This is a genomic window from Gluconobacter oxydans DSM 3504 (genome assembly GCF_000583855.1).
Taxonomy (GTDB): Bacteria; Pseudomonadota; Alphaproteobacteria; order Acetobacterales; family Acetobacteraceae; genus Gluconobacter; species Gluconobacter oxydans.
This window is the reverse complement of sequence record NZ_CP004373.1, coordinates 1,667,804-1,693,115: the sequence shown is the minus strand read 5'-3', so window position 1 is coordinate 1,693,115 and position 25,312 is coordinate 1,667,804. Positions and strand designations below refer to the sequence as shown.

19 protein-coding genes are annotated in these 25,312 nt (G+C 59.3%); 8 read left to right on the top strand and 11 right to left on the bottom strand.

Annotated elements, in window-relative coordinates:
- Window positions 1-30 precede the first annotated feature (30 nt).
- A complete protein-coding gene (acnA, locus tag GLS_RS07405; protein WP_041111735.1) occupies window positions 31-2,724 on the top strand; it encodes an aconitate hydratase AcnA in 2,694 nt (897 codons plus the stop codon).
- Between the two features lie 40 nt (window positions 2,725-2,764).
- On the opposite strand, the gene GLS_RS07400 is transcribed toward acnA, so the two are convergent.
- From GLS_RS07400 to ahpC, 3 genes are all read right to left on the bottom strand, one after another.
- The gene (locus tag GLS_RS07400) at window positions 2,765-3,397 is read right to left on the bottom strand and encodes a LysE family translocator (RefSeq protein ID WP_041111734.1); all 633 of its coding nucleotides are present in this window, start codon (window positions 3,395-3,397) and stop codon (window positions 2,765-2,767) included.
- 46 nt (window positions 3,398-3,443) lie between these two features.
- On the bottom strand, window positions 3,444-5,015 hold the full coding sequence (ahpF, locus tag GLS_RS07395) for an alkyl hydroperoxide reductase subunit F (protein ID WP_041111733.1): 1,572 nt from the start codon (window positions 5,013-5,015) through the stop codon (window positions 3,444-3,446).
- Between the two features lie 125 nt (window positions 5,016-5,140).
- Window positions 5,141-5,704, bottom strand: coding sequence for an alkyl hydroperoxide reductase subunit C (ahpC, locus tag GLS_RS07390; RefSeq protein ID WP_011252874.1), 564 nt, complete (start codon window positions 5,702-5,704; stop codon window positions 5,141-5,143).
- A 247-nt stretch (window positions 5,705-5,951) separates the two neighbouring features.
- Here ahpC and GLS_RS07385 point away from each other — a divergent pair, with 247 nt between their 5' ends.
- Entirely contained in the window at window positions 5,952-6,881 is a 930-nt protein-coding gene (locus GLS_RS07385) for a hydrogen peroxide-inducible genes activator (RefSeq protein ID WP_041111732.1), read from the top strand.
- 28 nt (window positions 6,882-6,909) lie between these two features.
- Here GLS_RS07385 and GLS_RS07380 read toward each other — a convergent pair whose 3' ends face one another.
- Entirely contained in the window at window positions 6,910-7,824 is a 915-nt protein-coding gene (locus GLS_RS07380; protein ID WP_041111731.1) for a LysR family transcriptional regulator, read from the bottom strand.
- A 160-nt stretch (window positions 7,825-7,984) separates the two neighbouring features.
- Between GLS_RS07380 and GLS_RS07375 the strand changes: the two genes are divergently transcribed.
- From GLS_RS07375 to GLS_RS07365, 3 genes are read left to right on the top strand one after another with little or no spacing between them, the layout of a single operon-like run.
- Entirely contained in the window at window positions 7,985-10,318 is a 2,334-nt protein-coding gene (locus GLS_RS07375; protein ID WP_052327520.1) for a TonB-dependent receptor, read from the top strand.
- Between the two features lie 40 nt (window positions 10,319-10,358).
- Entirely contained in the window at window positions 10,359-11,645 is a 1,287-nt protein-coding gene (locus GLS_RS07370; RefSeq protein ID WP_041111730.1) for an MFS transporter, read from the top strand.
- A gap of 27 nt (window positions 11,646-11,672) precedes the next feature.
- The gene (locus GLS_RS07365) at window positions 11,673-12,809 is read left to right on the top strand and encodes a M20 family metallopeptidase (protein ID WP_052327519.1); all 1,137 of its coding nucleotides are present in this window, start codon (window positions 11,673-11,675) and stop codon (window positions 12,807-12,809) included.
- Window positions 12,810-12,862: 53 nt separating this feature from the next.
- Here GLS_RS07365 and GLS_RS07360 read toward each other — a convergent pair whose 3' ends face one another.
- The 4 genes from GLS_RS07360 to GLS_RS07345 form a co-directional block, all read right to left on the bottom strand.
- On the bottom strand, window positions 12,863-15,313 hold the full coding sequence (locus GLS_RS07360; protein ID WP_226986542.1) for a TonB-dependent receptor plug domain-containing protein: 2,451 nt from the start codon (window positions 15,311-15,313) through the stop codon (window positions 12,863-12,865).
- A 203-nt stretch (window positions 15,314-15,516) separates the two neighbouring features.
- Window positions 15,517-16,713: an acyl-CoA dehydrogenase family protein gene (locus GLS_RS07355; protein WP_041111729.1), complete on the bottom strand. Its 1,197-nt coding sequence runs from the start codon at window positions 16,711-16,713 to the stop codon at window positions 15,517-15,519.
- On the bottom strand, window positions 16,710-18,047 hold the full coding sequence (locus GLS_RS07350; protein ID WP_052327518.1) for an MFS transporter: 1,338 nt from the start codon (window positions 18,045-18,047) through the stop codon (window positions 16,710-16,712). The genes GLS_RS07355 and GLS_RS07350 overlap by 4 nt, the downstream gene beginning before the upstream one ends.
- Window positions 18,037-18,735: an enoyl-CoA hydratase/isomerase family protein gene (locus GLS_RS07345; protein WP_041111728.1), complete on the bottom strand. Its 699-nt coding sequence runs from the start codon at window positions 18,733-18,735 to the stop codon at window positions 18,037-18,039. The genes GLS_RS07350 and GLS_RS07345 overlap by 11 nt, the downstream gene beginning before the upstream one ends.
- A 132-nt stretch (window positions 18,736-18,867) precedes the next feature.
- Between GLS_RS07345 and GLS_RS07340 the strand changes: the two genes are divergently transcribed.
- Both GLS_RS07340 and GLS_RS07335 read left to right on the top strand, forming a co-directional pair.
- Window positions 18,868-19,890: an alcohol dehydrogenase catalytic domain-containing protein gene (locus tag GLS_RS07340; protein ID WP_041111727.1), complete on the top strand. Its 1,023-nt coding sequence runs from the start codon at window positions 18,868-18,870 to the stop codon at window positions 19,888-19,890.
- A 4-nt stretch (window positions 19,891-19,894) separates the two neighbouring features.
- Window positions 19,895-21,391, top strand: coding sequence for a class I adenylate-forming enzyme family protein (locus GLS_RS07335; protein ID WP_041111726.1), 1,497 nt, complete (start codon window positions 19,895-19,897; stop codon window positions 21,389-21,391).
- Here the strand turns inward: GLS_RS07335 and GLS_RS07330 are convergent.
- Entirely contained in the window at window positions 21,372-22,118 is a 747-nt protein-coding gene (locus GLS_RS07330; protein ID WP_052327517.1) for an IclR family transcriptional regulator, read from the bottom strand. The genes GLS_RS07335 and GLS_RS07330 overlap by 20 nt on opposite strands.
- Window positions 22,119-22,233: 115 nt before the next feature.
- Window positions 22,234-23,145 (bottom strand): LysR family transcriptional regulator, encoded by a 912-nt coding sequence (locus GLS_RS07325; protein WP_041111724.1) that lies wholly within the window; start codon window positions 23,143-23,145, stop codon window positions 22,234-22,236.
- 137 nt (window positions 23,146-23,282) lie between these two features.
- On the opposite strand from GLS_RS07325, the gene GLS_RS07320 reads away from it, so the two are divergent.
- Window positions 23,283-23,768: a lipocalin-like domain-containing protein gene (locus tag GLS_RS07320; protein WP_052327516.1), complete on the top strand. Its 486-nt coding sequence runs from the start codon at window positions 23,283-23,285 to the stop codon at window positions 23,766-23,768.
- A 51-nt stretch (window positions 23,769-23,819) separates the two neighbouring features.
- Here GLS_RS07320 and galE read toward each other — a convergent pair whose 3' ends face one another.
- Window positions 23,820-24,806, bottom strand: a complete 987-nt coding sequence (gene galE / locus GLS_RS07315; protein ID WP_041111723.1) for a UDP-glucose 4-epimerase GalE — start codon at window positions 24,804-24,806, stop codon at window positions 23,820-23,822.
- Window positions 24,807-25,312: the final 506 nt, after the last annotated feature.

Here is a 25,312-nt window from a genome sequence, read left to right as displayed (position 1 = left end):
TCTGACAGCCCTCCAAGGAACATTCCCATCATGAAACAGGTTGGACACGACCTTCTGGACTGCCAGCGCGACCTCTCGATCGAGGGCCGCTCCTATCGCTATTTCTCCCTGCCCGTCGCGGCGGAAAAACTGGGCGACATCTCGCGCCTGCCCGTCAGCCTGAAAGTGCTGCTCGAAAACGTCCTGCGCTTTACGGATGGCTCGACCTATCGCGTCGAGGACGCGCAGGCGATCGTTGACTGGACGAAGAACGCCCACTCCACGCAGGAAGTGCCGTTCAAGCCCGCGCGCATTCTGATGCAGGACTTCACCGGCGTCCCAGCCGTGGTCGATCTGGCGGCCATGCGCGATGGCATTGTCTCGCTCGGCGGTGATCCGCAGAAGGTCAATCCGCTCGTCCCCGTCGATCTGGTGATCGACCATTCCGTGATGGTGGACGTCGCCGGACGCAAGGACGCGCTCCAGCAGAACGTCTCGCTGGAATTCGAGCGCAATGGCGAGCGTTATGCGTTCCTGCGCTGGGGTCAGGAAGCGTTCGACCAGTTCCGCGTCGTCCCGCCGGGTGCGGGCATCTGCCATCAGGTCAATCTGGAATATCTGTCCCAGGTGGTCTGGACGGGAACCGTGGGCGACGTCACCTACGCCTATCCCGACACGCTGTATGGCACGGATTCCCACACGACCATGGTCAATGGTCTCGGCGTTCTGGGCTGGGGCGTTGGCGGGATCGAGGCCGAGGCCGCCATGCTCGGACAGCCGATTTCCATGCTCATCCCCGATGTCGTGGGTTTCCGGATGGAAGGACGTCTGCCGGAAGGCACGACCGCGACCGATCTGGTCCTGACCGTCACGCAGATGCTGCGCGCCAAGGGCGTGGTCGGCAAGTTCGTGGAGTTCTTCGGCCCGGCGCTGGATCATCTGCCGGTCGCGGATCGTGCGACCATCGCAAACATGGCCCCGGAATATGGTGCGACCTGCGGCTTCTTCCCCGTGGATGCGCTGGCGCTCGACTATCTGCGCCAGACCGGCCGTGACGAACATCGCATTGCGCTGACCGAAGCATGGCTGCGCGCGCAGGGCATGTTCCGCGACGCCTCCACGCCGGAGCCGGTCTTTTCGGACGTTCTGACACTGGATCTGGGCACGGTCACGCCCTGCATTTCCGGCCCCAAGCGCCCGCAGGACCGGATCGAACTTTCCGCCGCCACTCCGGCGTTCGAAAAGGCCCTGACGGAAGCGCTCGGCGTCAAACCCGCTGACATTCACAAGACCGCCCCCGTCGCTGGCACGGATTATGCGATCGGGCACGGCTCCATCGTCATTGCTGCCATCACGTCCTGCACCAACACGTCCAACCCGGCCGTTCTGGTCGCGGCCGGACTGGTGGCGCGCAAGGCCCGCGCGCTCGGCCTGATGCCGAAGCCCTGGGTGAAAACGTCCCTCGCACCGGGCTCGCAGGTCGTCACGGATTATCTGGATCGCGCCAATCTGAGCGCCGATCTGGACGCGCTGGGCTTCGAGACGGTTGGCTATGGCTGCACAACCTGCATCGGCAATTCCGGACCTCTGGCGAAGGAACTGGTGGACGCCATTGAAGGCAATGGTCTGGTGGCGACATCGGTCCTGTCCGGCAACCGGAACTTTGAAGGCCGGATTTCGCCCAACGTCCGCGCCAACTATCTCGCAAGTCCGCCGCTCGTCGTGGCCTATGCCCTGCTGGGAACGATGCGCGAAGACATCACGACCGCTGTTCTCGGACACGCACCCGATGGCACGCCGGTCTATTTGCGCGATATCTGGCCGAGCAACCACGAGATCGCAGAACTTGTCGGCTCTGCCGTCACGCGCGAAGCGTTCGTCGAGCGCTACAGCCACATCACGGAAGGCACAAAGGAATGGCAGGCCCTGGCCTCGGCCGGAACCTCGGCCACCTATGACTGGCAGCCGAGCTCGACCTATGTGCAGAACCCGCCCTATTTCGACGGTCTGACCGCCGAACCGGCCCCCACAAAGGACATCGCCGGCGCACGCATTCTGGCGCTGCTGGGCGACAACATCACGACCGACCACATCTCCCCGGCCGGTGCGATTGCAGCCTCTTCTCCTGCGGGCGTGTATCTTCAGGAGCATCAGGTCGCGGTGAAGGACTTCAATTCCTACGGCTCACGTCGCGGCAATGATCGCGTCATGGTCCGGGGCACCTTCGCCAATATCCGCATCCGTAACGAAATGGCACCCGGAACCGAAGGCGGCGTCACGCTGCATCAGCCCGATGGCGCGACAATGTCCATCTATGATGCCGCCAGCCGCTATGCGCAGGACGACGTGCCGCTTGTGGTATTCGGTGGCAAAGAATACGGCATGGGCTCGTCCCGTGACTGGGCCGCGAAGGGCACTCGTCTGCTGGGCATCAAGGCTGTTATTGCGGAGAGCTTCGAGCGCATCCACCGCTCCAATCTCGTCGGCATGGGCGTCCTGCCCCTGACCTTCGAGCCGGGCACGACGCGCAAGACGCTGGAGCTGGATGGAACGGAGACGATCGCCATTCACGGCATCGAAACCCTGACCCCGCGCCAGACGCTCACCATGACGATCACCCGTCAGGATGGCAGCACGCAGGACGTCCCGCTGCTGTGCCGTGTCGATACGGTCGATGAGGCGGAATATTACCGCAACGGGGGCATCCTGCCCTACGTCCTGCGGGGAATGGCTTCAGCGAACTGAGAAATGGCGGGGCTTCGGCCCCGCCATTTTCGTTTAAGGCTCAGGCCCGGCGGCTGAGGGCCAGCTTGAGACTGAACGCCAGAAAAATGCTGCCTGTCAGCCTGTCCATGCGCCGCACAACCACCGGACTGGAAAGAAACCGTCCCAGCGGCACGGTCAGGGCGACGAGAAGCGCCAGCCACGAGAAGGACAGGATGGCCTGAATGGCCGTCAGCAGGAGCGAAAACTCCTTTACGTTCACATGCGGCGGAATGAACTGCGGCATGAACGTCATGTAGAAAATGCCGACCTTGGGATTGAGCAGATTGGTCAGCAGGCCCCGGCGAAACGCCGCGCGGGCATCGTCATGCACCGGGACCGTCTCCGCAGTTCCCAGCGAAGCCCGGGGATGCAGGATCAATCCGATCCCAAGCCAGGCGAGATAGAGCGCACCGGCCCATTTGACGACCGTAAACGCCGTCTCGGAGGCCGCCAGCAGCGCCGTCAGCCCAAAGGCTGCCGCAAGCCCCCAGATTCCCAGCCCGAGACAGATCCCCGTAACGGCCGCCAGACCGGCCTTCCAGCCGGACGTCGTGGCCGTTCGTAGTGTCATGGCCGTATCGAGGCCCGGCGTAATCGTGAAAACAGCCGCCGCGGCAGCAAACGTCAGAAGGGGGATCAGGTAAGGATGCATGCGCGAGACCTACACCGCCTCCCGAAAACCCCCAATCCTTCTTTTCTCAGTTCGCCTTCGCCGCCACCGGCAGACGGATCAGATAATCGAAGGCCGACAGGGACGCCTTGGCGCCTTCGCCCATGGCAATGACGATCTGCTTGTACGGCACGGTTGTCGCATCGCCCGCCGCAAACACGCCCGGAACAGACGTCGCGCAGTGGTCGTCAATGACGATCTCGCCATACGGGCTGAGCTTCAGCGTCCCCTTCAGCCATTCCGTATTGGGCAGCAGACCGATCTGCACGAACACGCCATCCGTCTTGATCTGATGCAGTCCACCATCGCCGTCGCTATAGGTCAGGCCGGTGACTTCCTTGCCGTCACCCTCGATCTTCGTGGTCAGGGCGTTCGTCAGAACGGTGACATTCGGCAGGCTCAGCAGCCGGTCCTGAAGCACCTTGTCGGCTTTCAGATGCGCGCCGCGCTGCAACAGCGTGACATGCGAGACGATCCCCGCAAGGTCGATCGCCGCTTCCACGCCGCTATTGCCACCGCCGGTCACCACAACCGGACGCCCCTTGTAGAACGGGCCGTCGCAATGCGGGCAGTACGCCACACCCTTGGTGCGATACTCGTCCTCACCCGGCACACCCAGATGCCGCCAGCGCGCACCGGTCGCAATAATGATCGTCTTCGAGCGCAGGGTTGCCCCGCTTTCCAGCACGATCTGGTGCAGCCCGCTGGTTTCCTCAGCCGGGATCAGCTTCGCCGCAAGCTGCGAAGCAATGATCTGCACGTCATACTGCCGGACATGCGCCTCAAGTGCTGCCGAGAGTTTCGGGCCGTCCGTTTCCGGCACGGAAATGAAGTTCTCGATCCCGGCCGTATCCATGACCTGACCGCCAAACCGCTCGGCCACGAGGCCCGTGCGCAGACCCTTTCGTGCGGCATAGATCGCCGCCGCATCACCGGCCGGCCCCGCACCAAGTACCAGCACATCGAACGGCGCCATATCGTTCAGCTTTTCCGCCGAACGGGCAACAGATGCCGTATCCAGCTTGGCAAGAATATCCGCCACCTCCATCCGGCCCGACGCAAAAGGCTCACCGTTCAGATAAACCTGCGGGACCGAGCGGATGCCGAGGCGCTCCACCTCATCCTGGAAATCTGCCCCATCGATGGCCGTGTGATGGATCTTCGGATTCAGCACACTCATGGCATTGAGCGCCTGCACCACATCCGGGCAGTTCTGGCAGGACTGGGAGAAATACGTCTCGAAATGGAAGTCCCCGTCCAGCGCGCGGATCTGCGCAACCACATCCGCTTCGATCTTCGGCGGATGCCCGCTGACCTGAAGCAGCGCCAGCACCAGGGACGTGAACTCGTGCCCCATCGGCAGACCGGCAAAGCAGACCTGCACATCCGTGCCCGGCCGGCGGATCACGAAGGACGGGATGCGGGTGCCGTGCCCCTTGTCCGAGAACGTGACCTTGGGAGACAGACTGGCAATATCTTCCAGCAGACCGCGCACCTCATTGGAGCGGTCATCCGTGCCAAGGGTCGCCTCAAGCACGACCGCATCACGCAGGTACTCCATATAGGCGCGCATCTGGGTTTTCAGGTCGTCCTGAAGCATTGTTTTTCTCCGGATTTCGGGACTGGACAATTTGGGCCGGAAGACTGTCCGGCGCAGCCGCCCCCATGAAGGAGGCGGGGCTGGTGGAACCCGAAGGCCCCACCATCATCAGATCCGGTGCCGGATCAGATCTTGCCGACGAGGTCGAGGGACGGCTTCAGCGTCTCGCCGCCTTCCTTCCACTTGGCGGGGCAGACTTCACCCGGATGCGTGGCGACGTACTGGGCAGCCTGGATTTTGTCGAGCAGCTCGGCAGCACTGCGGCCAACGCCACCGGCGGTGATCTCGATGTACTGGATCTTGCCCTCCGGATCGATCAGGAACGTGCCGCGATCGGCCAGACCGGCTTCCTCGATCAGCACATCAAAATTGCGTGCGATCGTGCCCGTCGGGTCACCCAGCATCGTGTACTTGATCTTGCCGATGGCCGGCGACGTATCGTGCCAGGCCTTGTGTGTGAAATGCTTGTCCGTGGAGACGGAATAGATTTCCACGCCCAGCTTGTCGAAAGCGGCCTGGTTGTCAGCGAGATCTTCGAGTTCCGTCGGGCAGACGAACGTGAAGTCAGCCGGGTAGAAAAAGAAAACGGACCACTTGCCGCGAACGTCGGAGTCCGTGACCGTGAGGAACTCACCGTTGCGGAAAGCATCGGTAGAGAAGGGCTTCAGCGGGGAGTTGATGCGAACCATCAGACTGTCTCCTGACCTTGGGTTGAAGTTGTGTTGCGGACTCTGTGTCCCACAGAAAGAGAGGGACAGGAAACAGTTCCTGTCAATATGACTGATCGCCAAAACCGAATTGACGAGATGAAGATATCAAGACTCCCGATCAGGAAGCGTGCAGCTTTTCCCTGAAGCCGGCCTGTCTCGACGCTATTTTTCCTTAACAGGCAGAACCGCACTTCCCCATTCGGATATTCGGTCATATCTATGGGACATGAGCTACGTTCCCCTTTCCGGCCTTTCCCTGCGCGATATCGAATATGTGGTTGCGGTCGATGATCTGCGCAACTTCTCCCGCGCGGCAGAACGCTGCGGCGTCAGCCAGGCTGGGCTGTCAGAACAGGTCCGCAAGCTCGAACAACTGCTGGACGTGACGCTGTTTGAGCGCTCCCGGCGCCATGTCGCCCCGACGCCCGATGGTGAACGGCTCCTTGCGCTCGGCCGCGAGGTTCTGGCAGCAGCCCGAAACCTGCTCGAAGTCGCCCGTGCCCAGACCGGGCCGATGGAAGGCCCCCTGCGTCTCGGCGTCATCCCCACGCTCGGCCCCTATTACATCCCCGGCCTTCTGCCCCGCTTGCGGGAACATTATCCATCCCTCAGCCTGCGCCTGCGCGAGAACATGACGGATGCGCTCGTCCACGCCCTACGCAACAGCGAACTGGATGTGGCCCTCATGGCCCTGCCCGCGCCGTCGGACGCACTGGAATGCGCGCCACTTTTCGAGGAGGCCTTCCTCGCCGTTTTCCCGAGCACACACGAACTGGCACACAAACCGAAACTGTCCCTGAGCCAGCTCGGCCGCCCGGACCTGCTTCTGCTTGAGGATGGGCACTGCCTGCGCGACCAGGCCCTGTCCATCTGTCCGACGGTTCCCCGCCAGGGCGAGCAGCGTCTGGCCAGCAGCCTTGAAATGCTGTGGTACATGATCGGCGCTGGCGAGGGCTTTTCCCTCATCCCGCAGATCGCACTGCGCAATCGTGCGGATTTCGAAGATCTGATCACCGTCCGCAGCCTGCCCGAACCCGAAGCACGCCGCACGATCGGCCTGACCTGGCGCGCTTCCGACCCCCGTGCCCCGGTCTTCCGCGAGTTCGCAGACTATCTGCGCAGCATTACCCCGGAACATTGCCACGCCTGCAGTTGAGCAGGCGCCGACGGGAACAACCGGCGGCTTAGGATCCGTTTGAATTCGCGCTCAGAATATCGCGCCAGAGATCGAATGCGGCTGGCATCAGCCGTCGTCCGGCCCGCACCGCGACATAGCGCTGAAACGCACTGGCAATCGGATGATCCAGAGGGACGGCACAGACGCGGTTAAGATCGACATAATCCTGAGCCGCGCCTTTGGTCATGAACGCTATCCCCAGATTATGCGCCACGAGCGAGAGCGCCGTACCAAACATGTCGCATCGAAACGCAGGGAAGTAATTGAGCTGTCGGTCCTCCAGAATCGCATCGACATAGGTCTGGGCTGCGAAATGGGGCTGGAAGAAGATCAGGGGGCTGTGCACGATTTCCTCGATGGTCACCTTCTCCTTTCTGGCCAGGGGATGCATCACCGGGAGAATCGCGCATAGCGGTTCGGTCTGGAAAGGCCGCGCATTCAGGATGGGATCCCGCGCCGCGCCAGCGTAGATACACACGTCCACTTCATCATCACGCACCATCTGGACAAGCTGCGGCAGGGCGGCCGTCCGGATCTCGATGGTGATGCCAGGATGACTGGCCACGAATTTGTGGAGCACCGCCTTGATCAGGACGGTGACCAGCCCTTCTCCACTGCCGATGGTGACATGTCCTCGCTCCAGAGTGCGATATTCCTGAAGGCTGGCCTGAAAGCGCCGTGTCAGACGCGCCCGTTCAAGCCCGTAATTGCAGACGACCTTTCCCATTTCGGTAAGAACCGTGACCCGTCCGCTTTTCATCAGCAGACCGAGATTCAGCTGGTCTTCAAGAGCTGCGATCTGACGGCTGATCGTAGAGGCATTGACCCCGATCGCTACGGCGGCAGAACGGATACTGCCAAAGCGCGCAACGGCGTCCAGATACTGCAGGGTCCGTTCGCTCAGTTCGTGTCTGCCAAACATCCTGCTTCTCCGTTGCATTGAACGCAACATTCTTGCGCCCGTTACGACATAGATTCAATCGGTTTTTAATATTCCAATTAGGCAACAAGTTTGTGCCCGTCAGGGTGGCGGTCTTGCAATTCGCTCGTAAAATCAGATGAGCCCATAAAGGAAGCTTTTCATGGTGCTGCGCGTTCTCTCACGGAATTCCAAACTCACAACCGCTCTGGTATTCGGCACGGTCGGGGCAACTCTTATTCCCGCCGAAGCAGCACAGACGCATTCCGTGCGTTCCGCCAAGCATCCGCTGACGCATGCCACGCCCCCGGTACGCAAGAAAAGTGCGCCCCATGCAACATCGCGGACGGCAACAGATACCGAAACCATCAAGGTTTCGGTACGGAAACTTCCGACACACTTCAATACAGAGCAGCATGTCGGCTCATCCACGACAATGATCAGCTCTGAAACTCTTCAGCAGCGCGCCGTCATTACCACTACTGATATTCAGAAACTGGCACCCAACCTGCAGATTGAAACGCAGTACGGTTCAAGCGCACTGAATTTTCACCTTCGTGGCGTCGGTTTCAACGATCTGACCATGAATAATACACCGTCGGTCATGCCTTATATTGACGGTGTCGCTTATTCAATTTCGTCCATGACCTCCGGCCCTCTGTTCGATATCGACAGCATCGGTGTTGATCCGGGTCCCTCCGGTTTCACCCACGGGCAGACAACCACAGGTGGTGAGGTCCGCATCACGACAAAAGCTCCGGAAAAGCAGTTCCATGCCGGGATTTCCGAGGATTTTGCCTCTTACAACCGTAGCAAGACGGATGCTTTCGTCACCGGCTCCATCACGCACAACCTTCAGTACCGTCTGGCCGCAGAACTGCTCGAGGGGGGCGGATACTATACAAGCCGCGATACCGGCCAGTCGCTCGGCGACCAGCATACGGGCGCCATCCGCGGCAAGCTCGCCTGGCAGCCGGATGAGAATACGGATGTCAATCTGACGGGATACTGGTCCCTGAACCGTTCCGAAGCCCCCGGCTTCAGAATCAACAACAATCTCTCGTCCTTCGCAGGGCAATACGGGCGCGACCTCGGGTATTACCAGACTGGCTGGGACATCAAGCCCGCTTTTGCGAAGCTGATCGGCTATCATGACACGAAACCTGACTTCAATGACCTGAACTGGGGCTTTCACCTGGCGATGGCGCATCGTTTCCGTTTCGGACAGCTTGATGTTTCCAGCGCCTATGACGCCGTACAGCTTCATGAATATCAGGATCAGGACGGTATGCTGTACGCCACAGCAGATAACTACCGGACGCAGGTCGCCAATTCCTTCACGCAGGAAGTCAGCCTCCATGACCTGAAGGACCGTTCCCACCGCTTCAGCTGGGACGTTGGCATGTACTACAACCGTGTCATGCAGAAGCAGAGCAATTACTACGATTTCACGGACTATGCCCTGCGTGGTTACATGTCCGAAACCAGCTTCAGCTCGCCGCAGGAGACCTTCAACCAGTATGTGACCCTGGGATACAAGGTCCTGAAAAACCTGCGTCTGGTCGGCAGCATTGCGCATGAATCCGACTCACGGCAGCTCGTTGACCTCACCACCATCCATTTCGGACAGAACGATCTCAACTTTGGAACGCATGGCGCGCTGGCGAACCAGTTCACCGGCAAGGTCGGGATTGAATATCAGCTCACGCCCACCAGCCTGCTCTATGCAGATGTCCGCAAGGGCATGAAGCCGGGCGGCTTCACGGCGAACAACACGGTCGTTGCGCAGCAGGCACAGCCCATCAAGCCTGAGACGATCATGGCTTATGAAATCGGCACGAAAAACGATTTCTTTTCCCATCGCCTCCGCCTGAACGGCGCAGCCTTCTACTATGATTACCGTGACCAGCAGGTTCTGGGAAACATCGTCATTCCCAGCTACGGCTCCGTGGGATCGTATGTCAGCGTTCCGCGTTCGACAATCTGGGGCGTCGAAGGTTCGATGGAAGCCCATCCGACCCGGGATCTGACCCTTACTCAGGTTGTGGGATATCAGAGGGGCGTCTACGACCAGTTCCATTCGATCAATGCGACACAGGTCAACGCCTATTACGTCAAGACCGGCATCTGGAAAGCATTCTACAGCGACTATCATGGCGTCGACAGCGGTATTCCCAAGATCTCGATGAATGGGTCCGCCGTCTATGCCTTCCACATCACCTCCCGCTATCACCTGCTGTTCGACGTCGATTATTCGTATCGCGGAGCGGAAGGTCTTATCCCGGGGAACCCGCCTTACCGCACCGTTCCGGCCTATTTCCTGCTGAACTCGTTCCTGACGTTCGAACCGGTTTCGAAAAAATGGTCGGCCACCATCTATTCGACCAATCTCGCCAACCGGAAATATGACCTCACACGCTCTCAGGCCACGAACGTGCAGACCGCCATTTCAGGTCCGCCCCGCTTTATCGGTGGTCGCGTGAATTATAATTTCTGATGACGCGGAACGTATCGGAAAGCCGAAAAGGGCAATACGCATGAAAGACAGGAAAACCGTCAGGACCATCGCTGCCGCGACGATCGGTAATGCGCTGGAGTTCTTTGACTTTACTGTTTTCACGGCTTACGCCGCCTATATCGGTGACTATTTCTTTGGAAGTACGGATGATTACGTCCGTATTCTTCAGGCCGTCTCCGTGTTCGGCCTCGGCTTTGTCGCACGCCCCCTGGGCGCCCTGCTGATCGGCTATTACGCGGATACGCGGGGCCGGAAGGCTGCCATGACGCTCACACTGATATCCATGTGTGTGGGGTCGCTGCTGATTGCCATTCTTCCCGGCTACAAGACAATGGGCATTGCCGCACCGGCCCTGCTCCTCGTCGCACGCCTGCTGCAGGGATTTTCCGTCGGCGGGGAAATGGGACCGGCCACGGCATTTCTGGTCGAGTCCGCACCTGATACGAAAACCTCCCGTCGGGCGGCCTCCTGGCAGTTGGCCAGCCAGTCCTTCGCCACGATGGCGTCAGGCCTGCTGGGCGCAGCGCTGAGCCTGCTCCTGACCCACCACGAACTTGCCAGCTGGGGATGGCGCATTCCCTTTGCAATCGGCGCCATGATCGGTCCGATCGGCCTGTGGCTGCGTGGCGCCCTGGAAGAGACCCTCGTCCCTGAAAAGAGTGATGCCCAGCCGCCCCATATCCTGTCAGTCTTCACCCGGATGCCGGTCGAAGTGCTGTCCGGAATGCTCATCACGGCAGGTGGAACGGTCCTGCAGTATTTCTTCCTTTACTGTGCCCTGTTTGCAGGCAAGAACCTGCATTTCCACGCCCTTCCGGCGCTGTCGGTGAATATTGCGATCGGAGCCGGAACGGCATTCGGCGCCATTGCCAGCGGCTATCTGGTCTCAATGGTGGGTCAGACAGCCATTGTCGTGACCTGCCGCGTCATCCTGGCCTGCACGATCGTGCCAGTCTTCATGCTGTTCTCCCATGGCGCGGGTTTCCCGACCGTCTTTTTACTTCTGGGGTTTCTCGCCATTTTCCATGGCGCAGCGTCCGGAACCGGGACAGGAATCCTGACGCGCCTCTTTCCTATGCCTGTCAGAACGGTCGGGGTAGGCTGTGCCTATTCGCTGGCCGTCACAATCTTCGGCGGTTCGGCCCAGCCTATTTTCACCGTGATCATCAACCGCACGGGAAGCTCCGTCTCATGGTGTTTCTATGTGGGAGCCATGGCCCTGCTGTCCACGGTTCCGTTCCTGTGGATGAGGAAACGCCTGCGCGATACTCCCTCCATTCTGGCAGCCACTCCGCACACATCCTGATTTTCCATCTCTCTGAAAGCATTTTTCATGCAGATGTCACCTGAAGCCCTGTCCTCGTTTCTCACGGAACTCAAGGAATGGGTCAGCATTGAAACGCCGACAACCAGCCCCGAGAAGGTGAACGAACTCGGACGGCTGATCATGGCCCGGGCCAAGGATGCCGGCCTGGCTGCCGAGGTCCACAGCGGTAACAAGGATACGCGCGGTGCACCGCTCGGAGACCACATCGTCCTGTACGATCCCGAGCGGATGTCGAACGAGAAGGGCATTCTCCTTCTCAGTCATATTGATACCGTACACCCTATCGGGACCCTCGCTCATACGCTGCCCTGGAAAAAAGAGGGCGATAGACTCTACGGACCGGGCATCGCCGACATGAAAGCAGGCGTTCTGCTCGCTTTCAGGGTTCTCGCAGCCCTTTCGAAAAAATCACATCTGCCGATCCGGATGCTGATCGTGTCGGATGAGGAAATCGGAAGTCCGTCGTCCCGCAGGCTCATTGAGGAAGAAGCCGCCAAGGCTCAATATGTCCTCGTGACCGAACCGGGACGCCCCGGCAATGGCGTCGTGAGTGGCCGCAAGGGCGTGGGGCGATATTTCATCACCTGCCACGGTCGTCCGGCACATTCCGGCCGGGCTCATGCTGAAGGCCGCAGCGCGATCCGGGAACTGGCCCATCAGATCCTCGCCCTTGAAGACATGACGGATGAAAGTCGCGGCATTACCGTGAATGTCGGCCTCATTGACGGTGGAACGGGCGCCAATGTGGTGGCGGAACACGCTTCCGCCGTTGTGGATCTGCGCGTTCCGGATGAAGCCACCGGGACAGAAATGAACGAGCGTATTCTGGCCCTTAAAGCTGTCAATCCGGATGTCGAACTGACGGTCGAAGGCGCGATCAACCGCCCCGGATATGTGAAGGACAAAGGCATTACGGCACTCGTCAAAAAGGCAGAAACCATCTCTCATGCCGATGGACAGGTCCTCTTCGATCTTTCCACCGGTGGCGGCTCGGATGGTAATTTCTCTGCCGCCATGGGCGTTCCCACGCTGGATGCGCTCGGCATTGTCGGAGATGGCGCCCACACTTTGCAGGAATACATCGAGATTTCCAGTATTCCTGTACGATGGAACCTGCTTACAGAGCTGGTCCTGCAGAAATAACAGTCCGCTCGGCAGGCCCGTTCAGACGGACCTGCCGAACCAGAATCTCATCTTCAGAGATGAAAACTGATTTTTGCAAAATAATATCCGCCCATGAACCCGTAAGCCGAATAATACGGATACTTGAACGCCCCGCTTGAAGAGGCCTGCGCGACCTTGGAAACCTGTCCTGGATATTTATTGAACAGATTCTGCGCCCCTACACTGACAGACCATCTTGGGCTGATATCATAGCCAACCGTCAGATTTGTGATGTAACCCGGCTTCACGACGGTCCAGTCCTTCGAAGCAAGGCTCGGATTGGCGATATAGGTCAGTTCTCCATAACGCTGCTCCTGAAACTCAACGGTCCATTTCTTCAAGGCCCAGGTAATTCCAAGCGTTTCCCTGTTTTTTGGCGCTGAATGAAGCAGGGTATTCTGAGCGTAGGCATCGAAATATGCCTGATTCAGAGCCACCAACTGAGCTGGAGCGCTATTGAAGTGGCTGATTTCCGTATCCGCAAAATTCACCCCCACCGAAAACAGCCAGCGTCCATAATGATGAAGGTCAATATTATATGAGACGTTGACGTCTCCACCATTTGTGACGGTATTCACGGGGTTCGTATAATACTGAACATAGCGGATACCATTCAGTCCCAGAGTGCTGAGCAGACTCTCGACAGCCGTTCCGCCAAACTGCGTCGAGTTTGCCATACGGTCATTGATCGCAATCCGGTAAAGATTGGCGGTTACGGTCAGATTATCGATCGGATGCGCATCAATCCCTATGCTGTAACTCCGGGAATACTCACCTTTCAGATTTCCGCCTCCCAGTGCCTTGGCCGCGGCACTCGTCGTCGGGAGCTGCGCAAACGTGTAGGTCGGGAAAGTGGAGGTATAGAAATAGTTCTCCTGCCCCAGCGTCGGGGGGCGGTAGCCCGTATTGATATTAGCCCGGATCGCCCAACGCTTGTTAAAATCATATCGCGTTCCAATGGAGCCCGTTTCGGTCGTGACAAGATTCGAATAATTCACGGCATGACCACCAAGCGTCCATTCCCATTTCGGAAGAATATGAAATGAAAGATTGACGTGACCATCAAACGTATCACGCGCAGTATTACTGGCTGTATCAGGAGACGCACCGATGTGACCGGAGGCTCCCGGCGTCGCAAGAGCACCAGCGTTCGGGCCGTCAAGAACAGTCACGCCACCATCAGCCCAGGACTGATATTCACCGGCCGTCAGTTGAAACGTATCATGCCGGTATTCACCACCGAATTCCACAAGAAGGGGACCGGACAAAAACGACGGATGGAAATTGCGTGATGCTTTGAACCCGGCGACAAGCTGAGTCGCGATATCCGATCCATCGTAGAAATTGGTTTTGCTGGCCAGGCCGAATGTCGGGTTATCGGAATTCAGCGTCGTATAGCTCTCGTCATCCCGTCCATACGTGACATATCCATCCCAGTTCCAGCCGGCAGTCGTACCCTGCACACCGCCATTCACCTGAAAATCATTCTCGCTCATGCCCATCAAGGGGATGAAACCATCCGGATAAAGGGCCCGGACCGTATTATTGTTGGCTTGGTTCCTGAAAGTCACCTGGTTTTCAACGGTCCGATGCGCATAGGTCGATGTCATGTAAGCCCGAATCTGATCCGTCAGCGGAATGGCGCCATTTGCCGAAACCGTCTCCATGGTCGTATGACCCAGACCCTCGAGCCGGTTATAATCACGGCCCGCCTTCGTCTGTCGCGGATCGACACTGCCATCGGCCAGGGGGAAATACATGGTCCCGGTGTAAGGGCCGGAACGGTTGGTCGGCAGCTGGTTGGAAACCTGAGCGGCAAGATCAAGATAACCGCCGCTTTTCCCCAGCTTGAACGCATAATCCCCGTAGCCGTTCACCCCGACCCCGTCACCGGCATAATAGCCGCTGTCCACGAAATTGATCGAACCGCCACTGGTGTTGTGCTTGAGCACGATATTGACGGCGCCTGCGATCGCATCCTGCCCATAAAGGGCGGATGCGCCCTCAGTAATGACCTCGATATGATCGATTGCACTGAGCGGAATCAGGGACAGATCCGCAGGTTCGGTCCCGGAATTGGGGCCGGCATTGGCATTAAAATTGGACGTCAGATGGCGCCGCTTTCCATTGACGAGAATAAGCGTCTGGTCGGCTGACAGGTTCCGCAACTGCATGGTCCGGATAAAACGATTGGATCCAACACCACTGAACGAGGGAGAACTGACCGAGGGCACGAGCTGTTCAAGCGCTGCCATCGCGTTGCTCTGCCCCGTCCTCACGATTTCCTCGGAACTCACCACCTGCACGTTGACTGTGCTGTGGCGTCTGGTGGAGAGAGACAGGACCGGATCTTCCTGCCGCCCGAGCACCGAGATGGTCTCCAGAACAGGACGCGGTGGCGTCGCAGGAACCGGCCGCGCATCTTTCGGACGCTGGCGACTGCGCGAAGGCAACGCATGACGGTGAGAAACGCTGGTTTCCACCTTTTTGCCAGCATCATGTTTCTCGCCCCTGTCCTCAGCGGCCAGGACCGAAGACGGAAGGGTCGAAACAAAAACCAGCAAAGGAATGTATTTCTTTGCTGAAAGCTCTTTAACAACCATAGCAAAGTGACCTTTTTATATAAAACTATATTGCATAGTTTTATAAGGTGGGAAATGTGCCTTGGGCACAGGAGAGGGTTTTTTCAGTACGTAAACGTAATAGGAGGAGGTGCGTCGTTCAGCAGGTAGTTCCCGATCGCCTTGTACTTGTAGGCAACGCTGTCATGGGTCGTATGCGTCCTCGCGTTCCGCCAGTGCCGGTCATAATTGAACCGCTTCTGCGTCGTGGCCGCCCCTCCCACATCATACATGCGCTGAGAGACGTAGAGCGCGGCATCGGTAGAGGCGATCTTGGCTTCGGCCGTGGTGATGGAAGACCGGACCAGAAGGCGCTCCGTTTCTTCCGTGGCAAAACACCCCTGCCGTGAATCCTCAAGCTGCGCCAGACACGCCAGTTCGACATGCTCCGCAGCCCGCCGCACCAGCGCTTCCGCCCCCCGGACGCGCGTGGACATTTCACCAATCGCATAGAGGATATACGGATCTTCGCTGGCCTTGCTGACCCCGCTTTCGCGCAGGGGACGGGTATGGTTTTTCGCCCAGTATATGGCATCTTCCAGCACGGCGAGCCCGATGCCGACATCAATGGCGCAATGGATCAGCTGCGCGGCAGCCCCCACATAGCTTCTCCGGCCCGACCAGTGATGGATCGGAATGATCTGCTCATCCGACAGGACAATGTCATGGAACTCGCTGGTGCCACTGGCAGTCACGCGCTGCCCCATCCCGTCCCAGTCATCCTTCAGGACAAGCCCGTCGGCATTCCTGGGCAACATTACATAAAGCGCGCCTCCTTCCTCATCCACGGCCTGAACCTTAATGAAATCGGCGAACAGGCACCCCGTGCTGTAAAACTTGCTTCCCTGAAGCATCTTGCGTCCTTCAGCCTGCGAGACATGCGTATGGATTTCGCCCCGAAAGCCACCTCCACGCTCGGCAACAGCGCCCGAACTAAGTTGTCCTTCCCCGATTTTTGCGAGATAGCGCGCCTGCATTTCCGGAGACGCCATCAGACGCAGCTGCTCGATGTTCATGAAATGGGGAAACAGTCCCTGGGCCACATTCGGATCAGCCTTCCCCAGCGTTATGAAAATCTTGGCAACCACACTCTGGCTGACGTCCCCGCCTCCCAGTTCCTTCTGAACCCGCGCTGCTCCCAGCCCGGACGCACGGATCCTGTCAAAGACATCGAATGGCAGAAGGCGCTCCGCATCCCGCCCGGGCGCTGAAGCCGCGATCGCAGGGGCAAGCTGTCGGGCAAGATCGGCATAATCAGTCATGAACTCGGCTCCAGCAGGGAAGAAGAACGGGACGCGGAAAAAAAGGTCGTACATCGCAGCAGGATCAGGACGCCCAGCGCCACCAGAAGGCTCACCACGGTCAGCGCAGCCTCAAACCCGCCCAGGCGGCTTCGGAGAAAACCGATCATCACGGGCGTGAGCATACTGCTCACCTGACCACAGCAGTTGATGAAGGCGAGGCCGACAGCCCGGTCCTGACGGGGCAGGAGAAGGGCTGGAATACTCCAGAAAATCGCGGTGGCGATCAGATATCCACAGACCATGAGCGTCAGAAGCAGCATGGTCAGAACGACATGATGCAATGACCACGGCAGAAGCAGCATTCCCACCACGACCAGCGCCCCGCCCGCAGCAAAATGCCAGCGCCTTTCCCGGTGCCTGTCCGAGCTCTGGCAAGCCAGCAGCATCACCACGATGCCGATGACATGCGGAAGCGCACTTAGATTTCCGAGCCTCTGAAGATCCTGTACCCCAGACGCCCGAAGAAGCGACGGCACCCAGAAATTGACGACATTCCCGGTGCACATGATTGTCAGGCAGTAGCTCAGGGACAGGACCCAGAGCGTCCGGTTCCTGAAAGCATCGCGAAGGGAGCGTTTTTCCGGCTTTACACCCGGCTCAACATCATGCCCGAGAGCCTGCCGAACCGTCTCGCGCTCTTCGGGTCCCAGCCATTTTGCCTCTGCCGGCCGGTCGGAAAGCCAGCGATAGGCCATCAGCCCGGCGAGCACCGGTGGCAGACCATCCAGAACGAACAGCCACTGCCAGCCATGCCAGCCCCCCACGCCCGCAAGATGCGTCATGATCCATGTCGAAACCGGACCGCCCACAATGCCACAAACGGCAATGGCCATGATGAAACGTGAGGTAATCTGCGCCCGGTAGGCATCGGGAAACCAGTATGTCAGATACAGAATTACCCCCGGGAAAAACCCGGCTTCCGCCATCCCCAGCAGCGTGCGCGTGACATAGAGGCTGTATGGCCCCTGAACGAACGCCATCCCGATCGTAACGCCACCCCACAGGATCATGATCCGCGCCAGGGTGCGTCTTGCTCCGAAACGTTCCAGAACCAGATTGCTCGGAATTTCGCACAGCAGGTATCCCGCGGAAAACAGGCCGACCGAAAGCCCGAAGACCGTATCGGTAATGCCCAGATCCTTACGGAACTGAAGATGCGCAAAGCTGATCGCCACCCGGTCCAGCCAGTTGAAAACCAGGCACGCGAAAAGGAACGGCATCAGGCGCCACGCAATACGCCTGAAGACCTCCCGCTGCTTCTGTCCCGCGTCCGAAAGGGCGTCAGCGCTCATGCTCCCCCACCTCCCTGCGCGCCCGGTCCACCAGAGCCTTATGCCGCTCAAGGCGGGTGCGTCGTTCCGCCAGCAGCAGGCGCTTGCTCCATCCCATCGCGGAAACCGGCATGGCGGCCAGCCGCGACGCGAATGCGCGGGCAGCCTTCCGCGGCTCCTCTTCAATAGCGGAAACCAGCCCCAGCCTTTGCGCTTCGGCGGCATCAAACGCACGCCCCGTCAGCATGATATCCAGAGCCGCAGCCTCACCGATGAGCGAAGGCAGCTCGATGGCACTGAAACCGGAGAGCATGTCATGCTCGACTTCGGGAAAACGGAAACGCGCTGTCGGGGCCGCAATCCTGAAATCACAGTACATGGCGATGCTGATCCCCAACCCGATGACATGGCCATGAAGCGCCGCCACAACCGGTTTGGTGAAATCCTCGGCAACGCCTGGCAGACACGATGCCAGAACATCCGTAGACGCGACCTGCCCCGTGGCACTGATCTCTTTCAGGTCCGACCCTGCGCAGAAAGCCCGTTCCCCGGCCCCCTGCAGGACAACCGCCCGGACCTCGGGATTGCGAAGCGCATCGTGCCAGGCACGCCCCATAGCCGCCTTGCCTGCGCTGTCCAGAGCGTTCAGGCGCTCGGGACGATCAAGAGTGAGAGTCAGAACACCTTCAGATATTTCACTCTTTATCATTGTAGTTTCCTGAATCATCATCTGATTTGATCGTTAAATTACCATAGCAACCGAAATCGAGGTGGAATATAAAAAAGTTCACAGTTCGATCTTAAGGTTCATAATTCGAACAGAACTGCAGGGAGCCACACCATGAAAGCCATTTTTCTCAAGGACTTCGGCGCCCCGGACCAGCTGGTTCTCAGAGAAATTCCTACGCCCGAGCCCGGCCCGGATGACGTGCTGGTCCGTGTCGAATCGGCGGGGATCTGTCATCACGACCTTCTGCACCGCGCTGGCAAACTTCCGGGAGCACCGGCGGGCGTCATTCTGGGCCATGAAGTTTCCGGAGAAATCGTCCAGACCGGAGCATCCGTTACGGCCCTGACGGTCGGTGACAGGGTGGTGGGCTATCAGCGCCGGTTCTGCGGCACATGCCGGGACTGCCTGCGCGGGCGGCAGGATCTCTGCCGCTCCCTGTCCCTGCCCTCCATCGATACCGAAGGCGCTTACGCGGAATACATCCGCCTTCCCGCCATTTCCGCCATCCGCATTCCCGACAACGTCCCTTACCCGCAGGCGGCGCTTGCCTCCTGCCCCATTGGCACGGCCATGCGTGCCCTGGTTTCACAGGCCGGCGTGCAGGCCGGAGATACGGTACTTATCAACGGTGCCAGCGGTGGTCTGGGCGTCCATCAGATCCAGATCGCAAAGGCCCGGGGCGCCCATGTCATCGCCATCACGGGCAGCGAGCGGAAAGTTGATTTCCTCAGAGATCTCGGCGCCGGAACGGTCCTCGTCTCCGACGGCCAGTACAGCCGGGACGTCTGGGCGGCTACCGCGAAACAGGGCGTGGATGTCGCCATGGAAAATCTGGGCTTCACCCTGCCCCAGACTCTGCGCTCCATGGGCATGGGCGGGCGGGTTATCGTTCTGGGGAACGTCTCTCCGGCAGATGTGCCGGTCTCACCCGGCCTGCTGATCGGTCGCCGTCTTCGGATCCAGGGTTCCGGCAGTGCCACGCTCGATGAGGTCAGACAGTCTCTCGCCCTGATTTCCGCGGGCATCGTCAGACCCTGGATCGATCGGATCATGCCCTTCCCCGAAGCCGCCCGGGCCCACGAACTTCTGGAAGCCAGACAGGTGGACGGACGTATCATTCTGAGCGGGTGGTAACATCATGACCCTGGGCTCTTTCTTCTCCCGCGCTGCCCGACAGTGGCCGAACGCAACGGCCGTGCAGGATCTCGCATCAGGCGCGTATCTGACTTTCGAACAGTTTGCAGCGGCCCTGGCGGGGTTCGGAGCCTTCCTCACGAACCTTTCCATCCCGCAGGGAGCCCGGATCGGCATTCTCTCCGATGCCAGCATTCCCTATCTCGTCGCCGATTACGGCGCGATGGCGAACGGATATATCCGCGTCCCGTTCGACCCCTCCCTGTCTCCACAGGAACTGAAGAGCCAGATTGCAGACGCCGGAATAGCCCTCCTGCTCTACGGAAACGCGGCTGAGGCGCAGGCACGGAGCCTGACGGACACCCTCTGCCGTCCCCTCCCGACCGAATGGAACGAAACAGCGTCCCCTCTGCCCGCACCAGCGGACAGCGACCTCGCCTCCCTGAACTATACCGGCGGCACCACCGGCCAGCCGAAAGCCGTCATGCACACCCAGGCCAGCCTGTCGGCCGTTATCGGGAATATCAGCCTGGCACGCCCCACTTCCCCGCAGGACGTGCTCCTGAACGTCCGCCCCCTGTGGCCGATCGCCTCGATTTCCGTTCTGGCCCATCTGTGCAACGGCGGAACTGTCGTTCTGGCCGGCCGCTTCAGCCCGGCAACTTTCCTGGCGCAGCTGGAAACAACAGCCGCGGCCTTCAGCTCCCTTGTCCCCACCCAGATCGCGCGCCTGATCCAGCACGAGGCCGAGATCCCGTCCCCTCCCAGACCTCTGCCGAAATTCCGCTCCCTTGATGTCGGAGCCGCAGCCCTGTCACAGGACATTCTGGACAGGGCCACATCCCTTCTGGGACCGCGCCTCAGCATCCTCTACGGCATGACCGAAGCCCCCTGGAGCTTCTACCTCCCCGCCCCTGTCCTTGCCTCTCTGCGCAAAACGGGAACATCCGCAGGCGCCGTGGGCTTTGCGCTGAAAACCGTCCAGGCCCAGCTGACGGATCAGGACCCCCTCTCCCATGCCGGGGAAATCGAAGTCAGCGGCCCTCACCTGATGGCCGGTTACTGGAACCGCCCGGAACTCACCGCAACCACACTCCGGGACGGCTGGCTTGCCACAGGCGATCTGGGAGAACGTGACAGCAACGGCCTCCTCCGCGTCGTCGGGCGCCGCAAGGAGATCATCCGCACCGGCGGTATGTCCGTACAGCCCTCGGAAGTCGTGGAGGCCCTGATGGAGCATTCTTCCGTTCAGGATGTCCATGTCTTTGGCCTTCCGGACCCGGAATGGGGCGAACGTGTCTGTGCGGCCGTCGTGCTTCATGCCGGAGAGCAGGTCCAGCCGGAACAGTTGATCCAGCATTGCCGTCGTGTGCTCTCACGCCACAAGGTTCCCAAGCAGATCCAGTTTGTCCCGCAGCTTCCCCGCTCTCATTACGGCAAGGTACAGCAGGCCAAGCTCCTGGAAATTCTGGAAACCGGCACTACCTCGGGGAAGATATGACCAGCCGTTCCGCAATTCCTGCGCAGGCACGCTGTATGTGATGCGCGAGAGACGAAGAAACCCTCATGTCTGCCTCCATCTCCAGCCCGGCGACGACCAGCGCGCCCAGGGCGGGGCCATCGCCATGCCGGACGGGATATCCCATGGCGGACAGCCCCTTGCGCTGTTCACTATGGCCAAAGGAATATCCGCCATTCTTCCTGATTTTCTCAAGACGGGGCGCCACAGCCAGATAACGCTCTTCTCCCAGAAGCGCCTCGGCACTGGCGGCTGAGAGCGTCGCCAGAACGGCCCGCCCGCTGGTGCAGGCGTCCATGTCAAAACGGTCATCCAGATCCGCGATGACATTGAACGGTGTCGTGGCCGTCCACATCCGGTCAATCAGGACGATCTGGTCTCCGACCGGCAGAGCCACGGAAACAATGGCCGGACGGTCCGAAATCACGTTCTGCAGATCGATGGCATAGGGCAGCGCCACACGCCTCAGAGGCAGGCGCGTCAGGTAGGAACTGGCCGAAAGAAGCGCCCCTGCACCCAGACGGTAGGTACCATCGCCCGTCTCGACCTGTTTCCAGTAGACCATGGCCTTGAGGAGGCGATGCACCGTGCCACGATCCATTCCGGTCTGACGGGCGAGTTCCAGCGCGGTCAATGCTCCCGATGATACGGAGAGGCAGCGCATGAGCGCCATGCACTTGTCCAGAACGCCAACACCGCTGCCCTGCATCAGAATAATCCTGTTCGATCGGCCGAGAGACAGGCGTCATACCACAGCTGCGCGCAAGATGGGCGAGAGGTCCATCAGCCGGAAACACGCGCGCAGGCCAACGCCTGTCAGGAGACTAGAAGAAGCCCGCGACACGCAGATGGGGTTTGAGGCTGTGCAGAAAGGCGCGGACACTGGCCTGCGTATATTTCCGGTTGGGCAGCACGGCGTGAAGGTCGATTTTCTCCCCCTGCAGATCGGGGAAAATCCGCACGAGCCTCCCCTGTTCCAGATCATGATGGACATCGCAGAGCAGCTTGTAGGCGATCCCTTCTCCCGAGAGCGCCCAGTCATGGATGATCTCGGCATTCGTGCTCGAAAGGCGGGGTTCGACCGTGATGATCTCCGTCTGCAGGTCGTTGCCGATGACCCAGCGGTCCAGAAGAGCCATTGTCTTGTTGCGCCTCAGACAAAGGCAGTCATGGGCCGCCAGGTCCTGCGGCGTCACTGGCGGAGGACGACGGGCGAGATACTCAGGCGATGCGCACAGCACCCGCACCGTCGAGGCCAGTCTGGTGACAACCGCATCCGGAGAATCAGGAAGGCCCAGACGCAGGACGACATCGAGAGAGTCACTGGTGTCATAAAATCCTTCCGAGGCCAGCGCCAGATTGACCAGCAGATCCGGATGCGTGGCGCTGAAAGTCGCCAGAAAAGGTGCGATCAGGCGTCGTCCGAGTTCTACCGGAGCGCCGATCCCGAGCGTTCCCCGGGGAATGTTGGTGTTGGACGAGATCTCCTCTTCCAGACTGTCAATGAGCGCCAGAATTTCCACCGCGCGCTCATGGTAGATCCGCCCGTTTTCACTCAGTCCGAAATGCCGCGTATTCCGGACGACCAGCAGGCTACCCAGCCGGCTTTCCAGACGGGCGAGACGACGGGACACAGTCGCGGGTGATGTCTGGAGATTGCGGGCACAGGCGGTCAGACTGCCCGAAGCAACAAGATGAGCAAAGAAACGCAGGTCTCCTGTTTCGTCATGGCGCATCCTGCCCCCCTAAAAGCGGAATTCGATTCATTCTTGCACCTGACGTAATATTCCCTTTCCGATGAGGTGCCTACTGAAAGGTGATCGGTCTGCGTTATAGAGCGCCCAGAAACGCCACACAGGGTCGGGAAAACAGCATGGCTTCAGTCTTTCCAGTCACGACATCCTCTGACGGAAATCCGGAACAACCAACGCTGAAAGATCAGCTTGTCGGCACCTGGAATCTCGTTTCCTACCGGGTGGAGGAAAAGGATACGGGAACATTCATCAATGCGATGGGCCCTTCACCACGGGGGCGGGTCATTTTTACGCCTGATGGATGGGTGGCGTTCAATCTGGAGGGCAGCCATCGCCACCCTGCTGAAACGGAAGCCGATTATCCGGGCCTTATGAAAACGCTGGTGGCCTATATCGGGCGCTATCGCGTCGAGGGAAACCAGTGGATCACGCAGGTCCAGACAGCCTGGGCACCAGAATGGGTGGGCACGGAACAGCGCCGGACCGTTGTGGTCAGCGGCACAACCGCAGACGTCACGACGCCGTGGCGAAAGATGCCGAACTGGGCTCAGGGACGGCTGTCGCGCAGCCTGATCCGCTTCCAGCGCGCCGAAGACGGCGCGTAAGGGTTCAAAATCAGAGCGTTCTTTCAGAGCGCCGTGGCGGGGTTGTGCTAGTTACCCGCGATAACCGTGAGGATGGCCTTCCCGCCAGCGCAGGGCCGTTTCCACGATACTATCAATATCGCCGAACCGGGGTGCCCATCCCGTATCATTTCTAAGGGTCGTGGAATCCGCCACCAGAAGGGCTGGGTCGCCCTCCCGTCTTGGAGCAGGTTCCCACGGCACCTTGCGGCCACTGACGCGCTCGACACTCTGGATGATCTCAAGGTTCGAGTAGCCCTGGCCATTGCCGATATTATACGTGACGCTGCGATGATCGATCTGTGCGAGAGCCCTGATATGAGCGTCGGCAAGATCCGTAACGTGGATATAGTCGCGAACGCAGGAACCATCCCGGGTCGGATAGTCGGTACCAAACAACTTTAGTGCAGGACGGCGACCGAGTGCCGCATCAATGGTCAGGGGAATCAGGTGGGTTTCGGGGCGATGGTCTTCGCCTGCACGTCCCTGCGGATCCGCGCCGGCCGCATTGAAATATCGTAGACATGCGCTTCTGAGCCCATAGATCGCATCTGCCCAGTGCAGCACACGCTCAATCATGAACTTGCTCTCGCCATACGGGGAGCCGGGCTGCACAGGTGCGGTTTCGGGGATGGGGTCAAGCCGTTCCGGGCCGCCGAAAAGAGCGGCCGTCGAAGAGAACACGATCTTCCTGACGCCCTGCCCAGCACAGATCTGTACGAGGTTCAGGGCCGTCAGATAGTTCTGCCGCAGATAATGAAAGGGATCGCGCATGCTGTCGCCGACAAGAGAAAGCGCCGCAAAATGCAGGACGCCATCCCATTTCCCCTGCGCCACCACGGCTGACGTAACGGCATAATCCAGAAGATCCACTTTGTGGAAAGGCACACCGGCGGGGACCGCCTCACGATATCCCGTGCTCAGATTATCCAGCACGACAACATCATGACCTGCATCGAGTAGAGCAAGAACAACATGGCTACCGACGAAGCCTGCCCCACCGGTAACAAGATAGCGCATGCAAAACTCCCCAAAACACCGACGCATCAGATGCGAGAAAGGCCATCAGAAGCCTCTTGAAGAAGAGATACCATTAGCCCGGCATTAAAGAGAACCCATTAACATCATAGTCATTTTATGGTTCCGGGCGGATGGATACTCCGCAGACATGGGAAAAGCCCTCTTCCCCGACACGAATTGATGATCATATCCCTTCACCATTGCCCCGGGCTTTGATGGATGGAATGGAAAAGGATCTTTCTGCTCCCCCGTATCATGAGCCGGAACTGTATGGCGGACGGACAAACGTCGCAGAGGTGTTTGCGCACCCGGTATTGTCCTGGGGATCAAGGTTCCCTTCTCATGACAAATTGATCCATGTCTTCTGTCAGAGATTTTTCTCTCATCTTTTAAAATCTTTTGATTCAGATGGTAACCAAAACTTCAATCGCACGTTGTGTGATGAACAGATTCTGCCGACATAACCAAAACAAACATCATAATTGGTTATTATATTTATAAAATCT

Excerpts from the sequence above, each read along its gene's own strand:
- ahpC (WP_011252874.1), bottom strand. The coding sequence starts at position 5,704 with ATGGTTCGCATCAACTCCCCGCTGAAGCCCTTCTCTACCGATGCTTTC.
- GLS_RS07350 (WP_052327518.1), bottom strand. The coding sequence starts at position 18,047 with ATGAGCGCTGACGCCCTTTCGGACGCGGGACAGAAGCAGCGGGAGGTC.
- GLS_RS07345 (WP_041111728.1), bottom strand. The coding sequence starts at position 18,735 with ATGATAAAGAGTGAAATATCTGAAGGTGTTCTGACTCTCACTCTTGAT.
- GLS_RS07375 (WP_052327520.1), top strand. The coding sequence starts at position 7,985 with ATGGTGCTGCGCGTTCTCTCACGGAATTCCAAACTCACAACCGCTCTG.
- GLS_RS07340 (WP_041111727.1), top strand. The coding sequence starts at position 18,868 with ATGAAAGCCATTTTTCTCAAGGACTTCGGCGCCCCGGACCAGCTGGTT.
- GLS_RS07325 (WP_041111724.1), bottom strand. The coding sequence starts at position 23,145 with ATGCGCCATGACGAAACAGGAGACCTGCGTTTCTTTGCTCATCTTGTT.
- galE (WP_041111723.1), bottom strand. The coding sequence starts at position 24,806 with ATGCGCTATCTTGTTACCGGTGGGGCAGGCTTCGTCGGTAGCCATGTT.
- GLS_RS07330 (WP_052327517.1), bottom strand. The coding sequence starts at position 22,118 with ATGCAGGGCAGCGGTGTTGGCGTTCTGGACAAGTGCATGGCGCTCATG.
- GLS_RS07320 (WP_052327516.1), top strand. The coding sequence starts at position 23,283 with ATGGCTTCAGTCTTTCCAGTCACGACATCCTCTGACGGAAATCCGGAA.
- GLS_RS07400 (WP_041111734.1), bottom strand. The coding sequence starts at position 3,397 with ATGCATCCTTACCTGATCCCCCTTCTGACGTTTGCTGCCGCGGCGGCT.
- GLS_RS07335 (WP_041111726.1), top strand. The coding sequence starts at position 19,895 with ATGACCCTGGGCTCTTTCTTCTCCCGCGCTGCCCGACAGTGGCCGAAC.
- GLS_RS07380 (WP_041111731.1), bottom strand. The coding sequence starts at position 7,824 with ATGTTTGGCAGACACGAACTGAGCGAACGGACCCTGCAGTATCTGGAC.
- GLS_RS07355 (WP_041111729.1), bottom strand. The coding sequence starts at position 16,713 with ATGACTGATTATGCCGATCTTGCCCGACAGCTTGCCCCTGCGATCGCG.
- GLS_RS07385 (WP_041111732.1), top strand. The coding sequence starts at position 5,952 with ATGAGCTACGTTCCCCTTTCCGGCCTTTCCCTGCGCGATATCGAATAT.
- GLS_RS07370 (WP_041111730.1), top strand. The coding sequence starts at position 10,359 with ATGAAAGACAGGAAAACCGTCAGGACCATCGCTGCCGCGACGATCGGT.
- GLS_RS07365 (WP_052327519.1), top strand. The coding sequence starts at position 11,673 with ATGCAGATGTCACCTGAAGCCCTGTCCTCGTTTCTCACGGAACTCAAG.
- acnA (WP_041111735.1), top strand. The coding sequence starts at position 31 with ATGAAACAGGTTGGACACGACCTTCTGGACTGCCAGCGCGACCTCTCG.
- ahpF (WP_041111733.1), bottom strand. The coding sequence starts at position 5,015 with ATGCTTCAGGACGACCTGAAAACCCAGATGCGCGCCTATATGGAGTAC.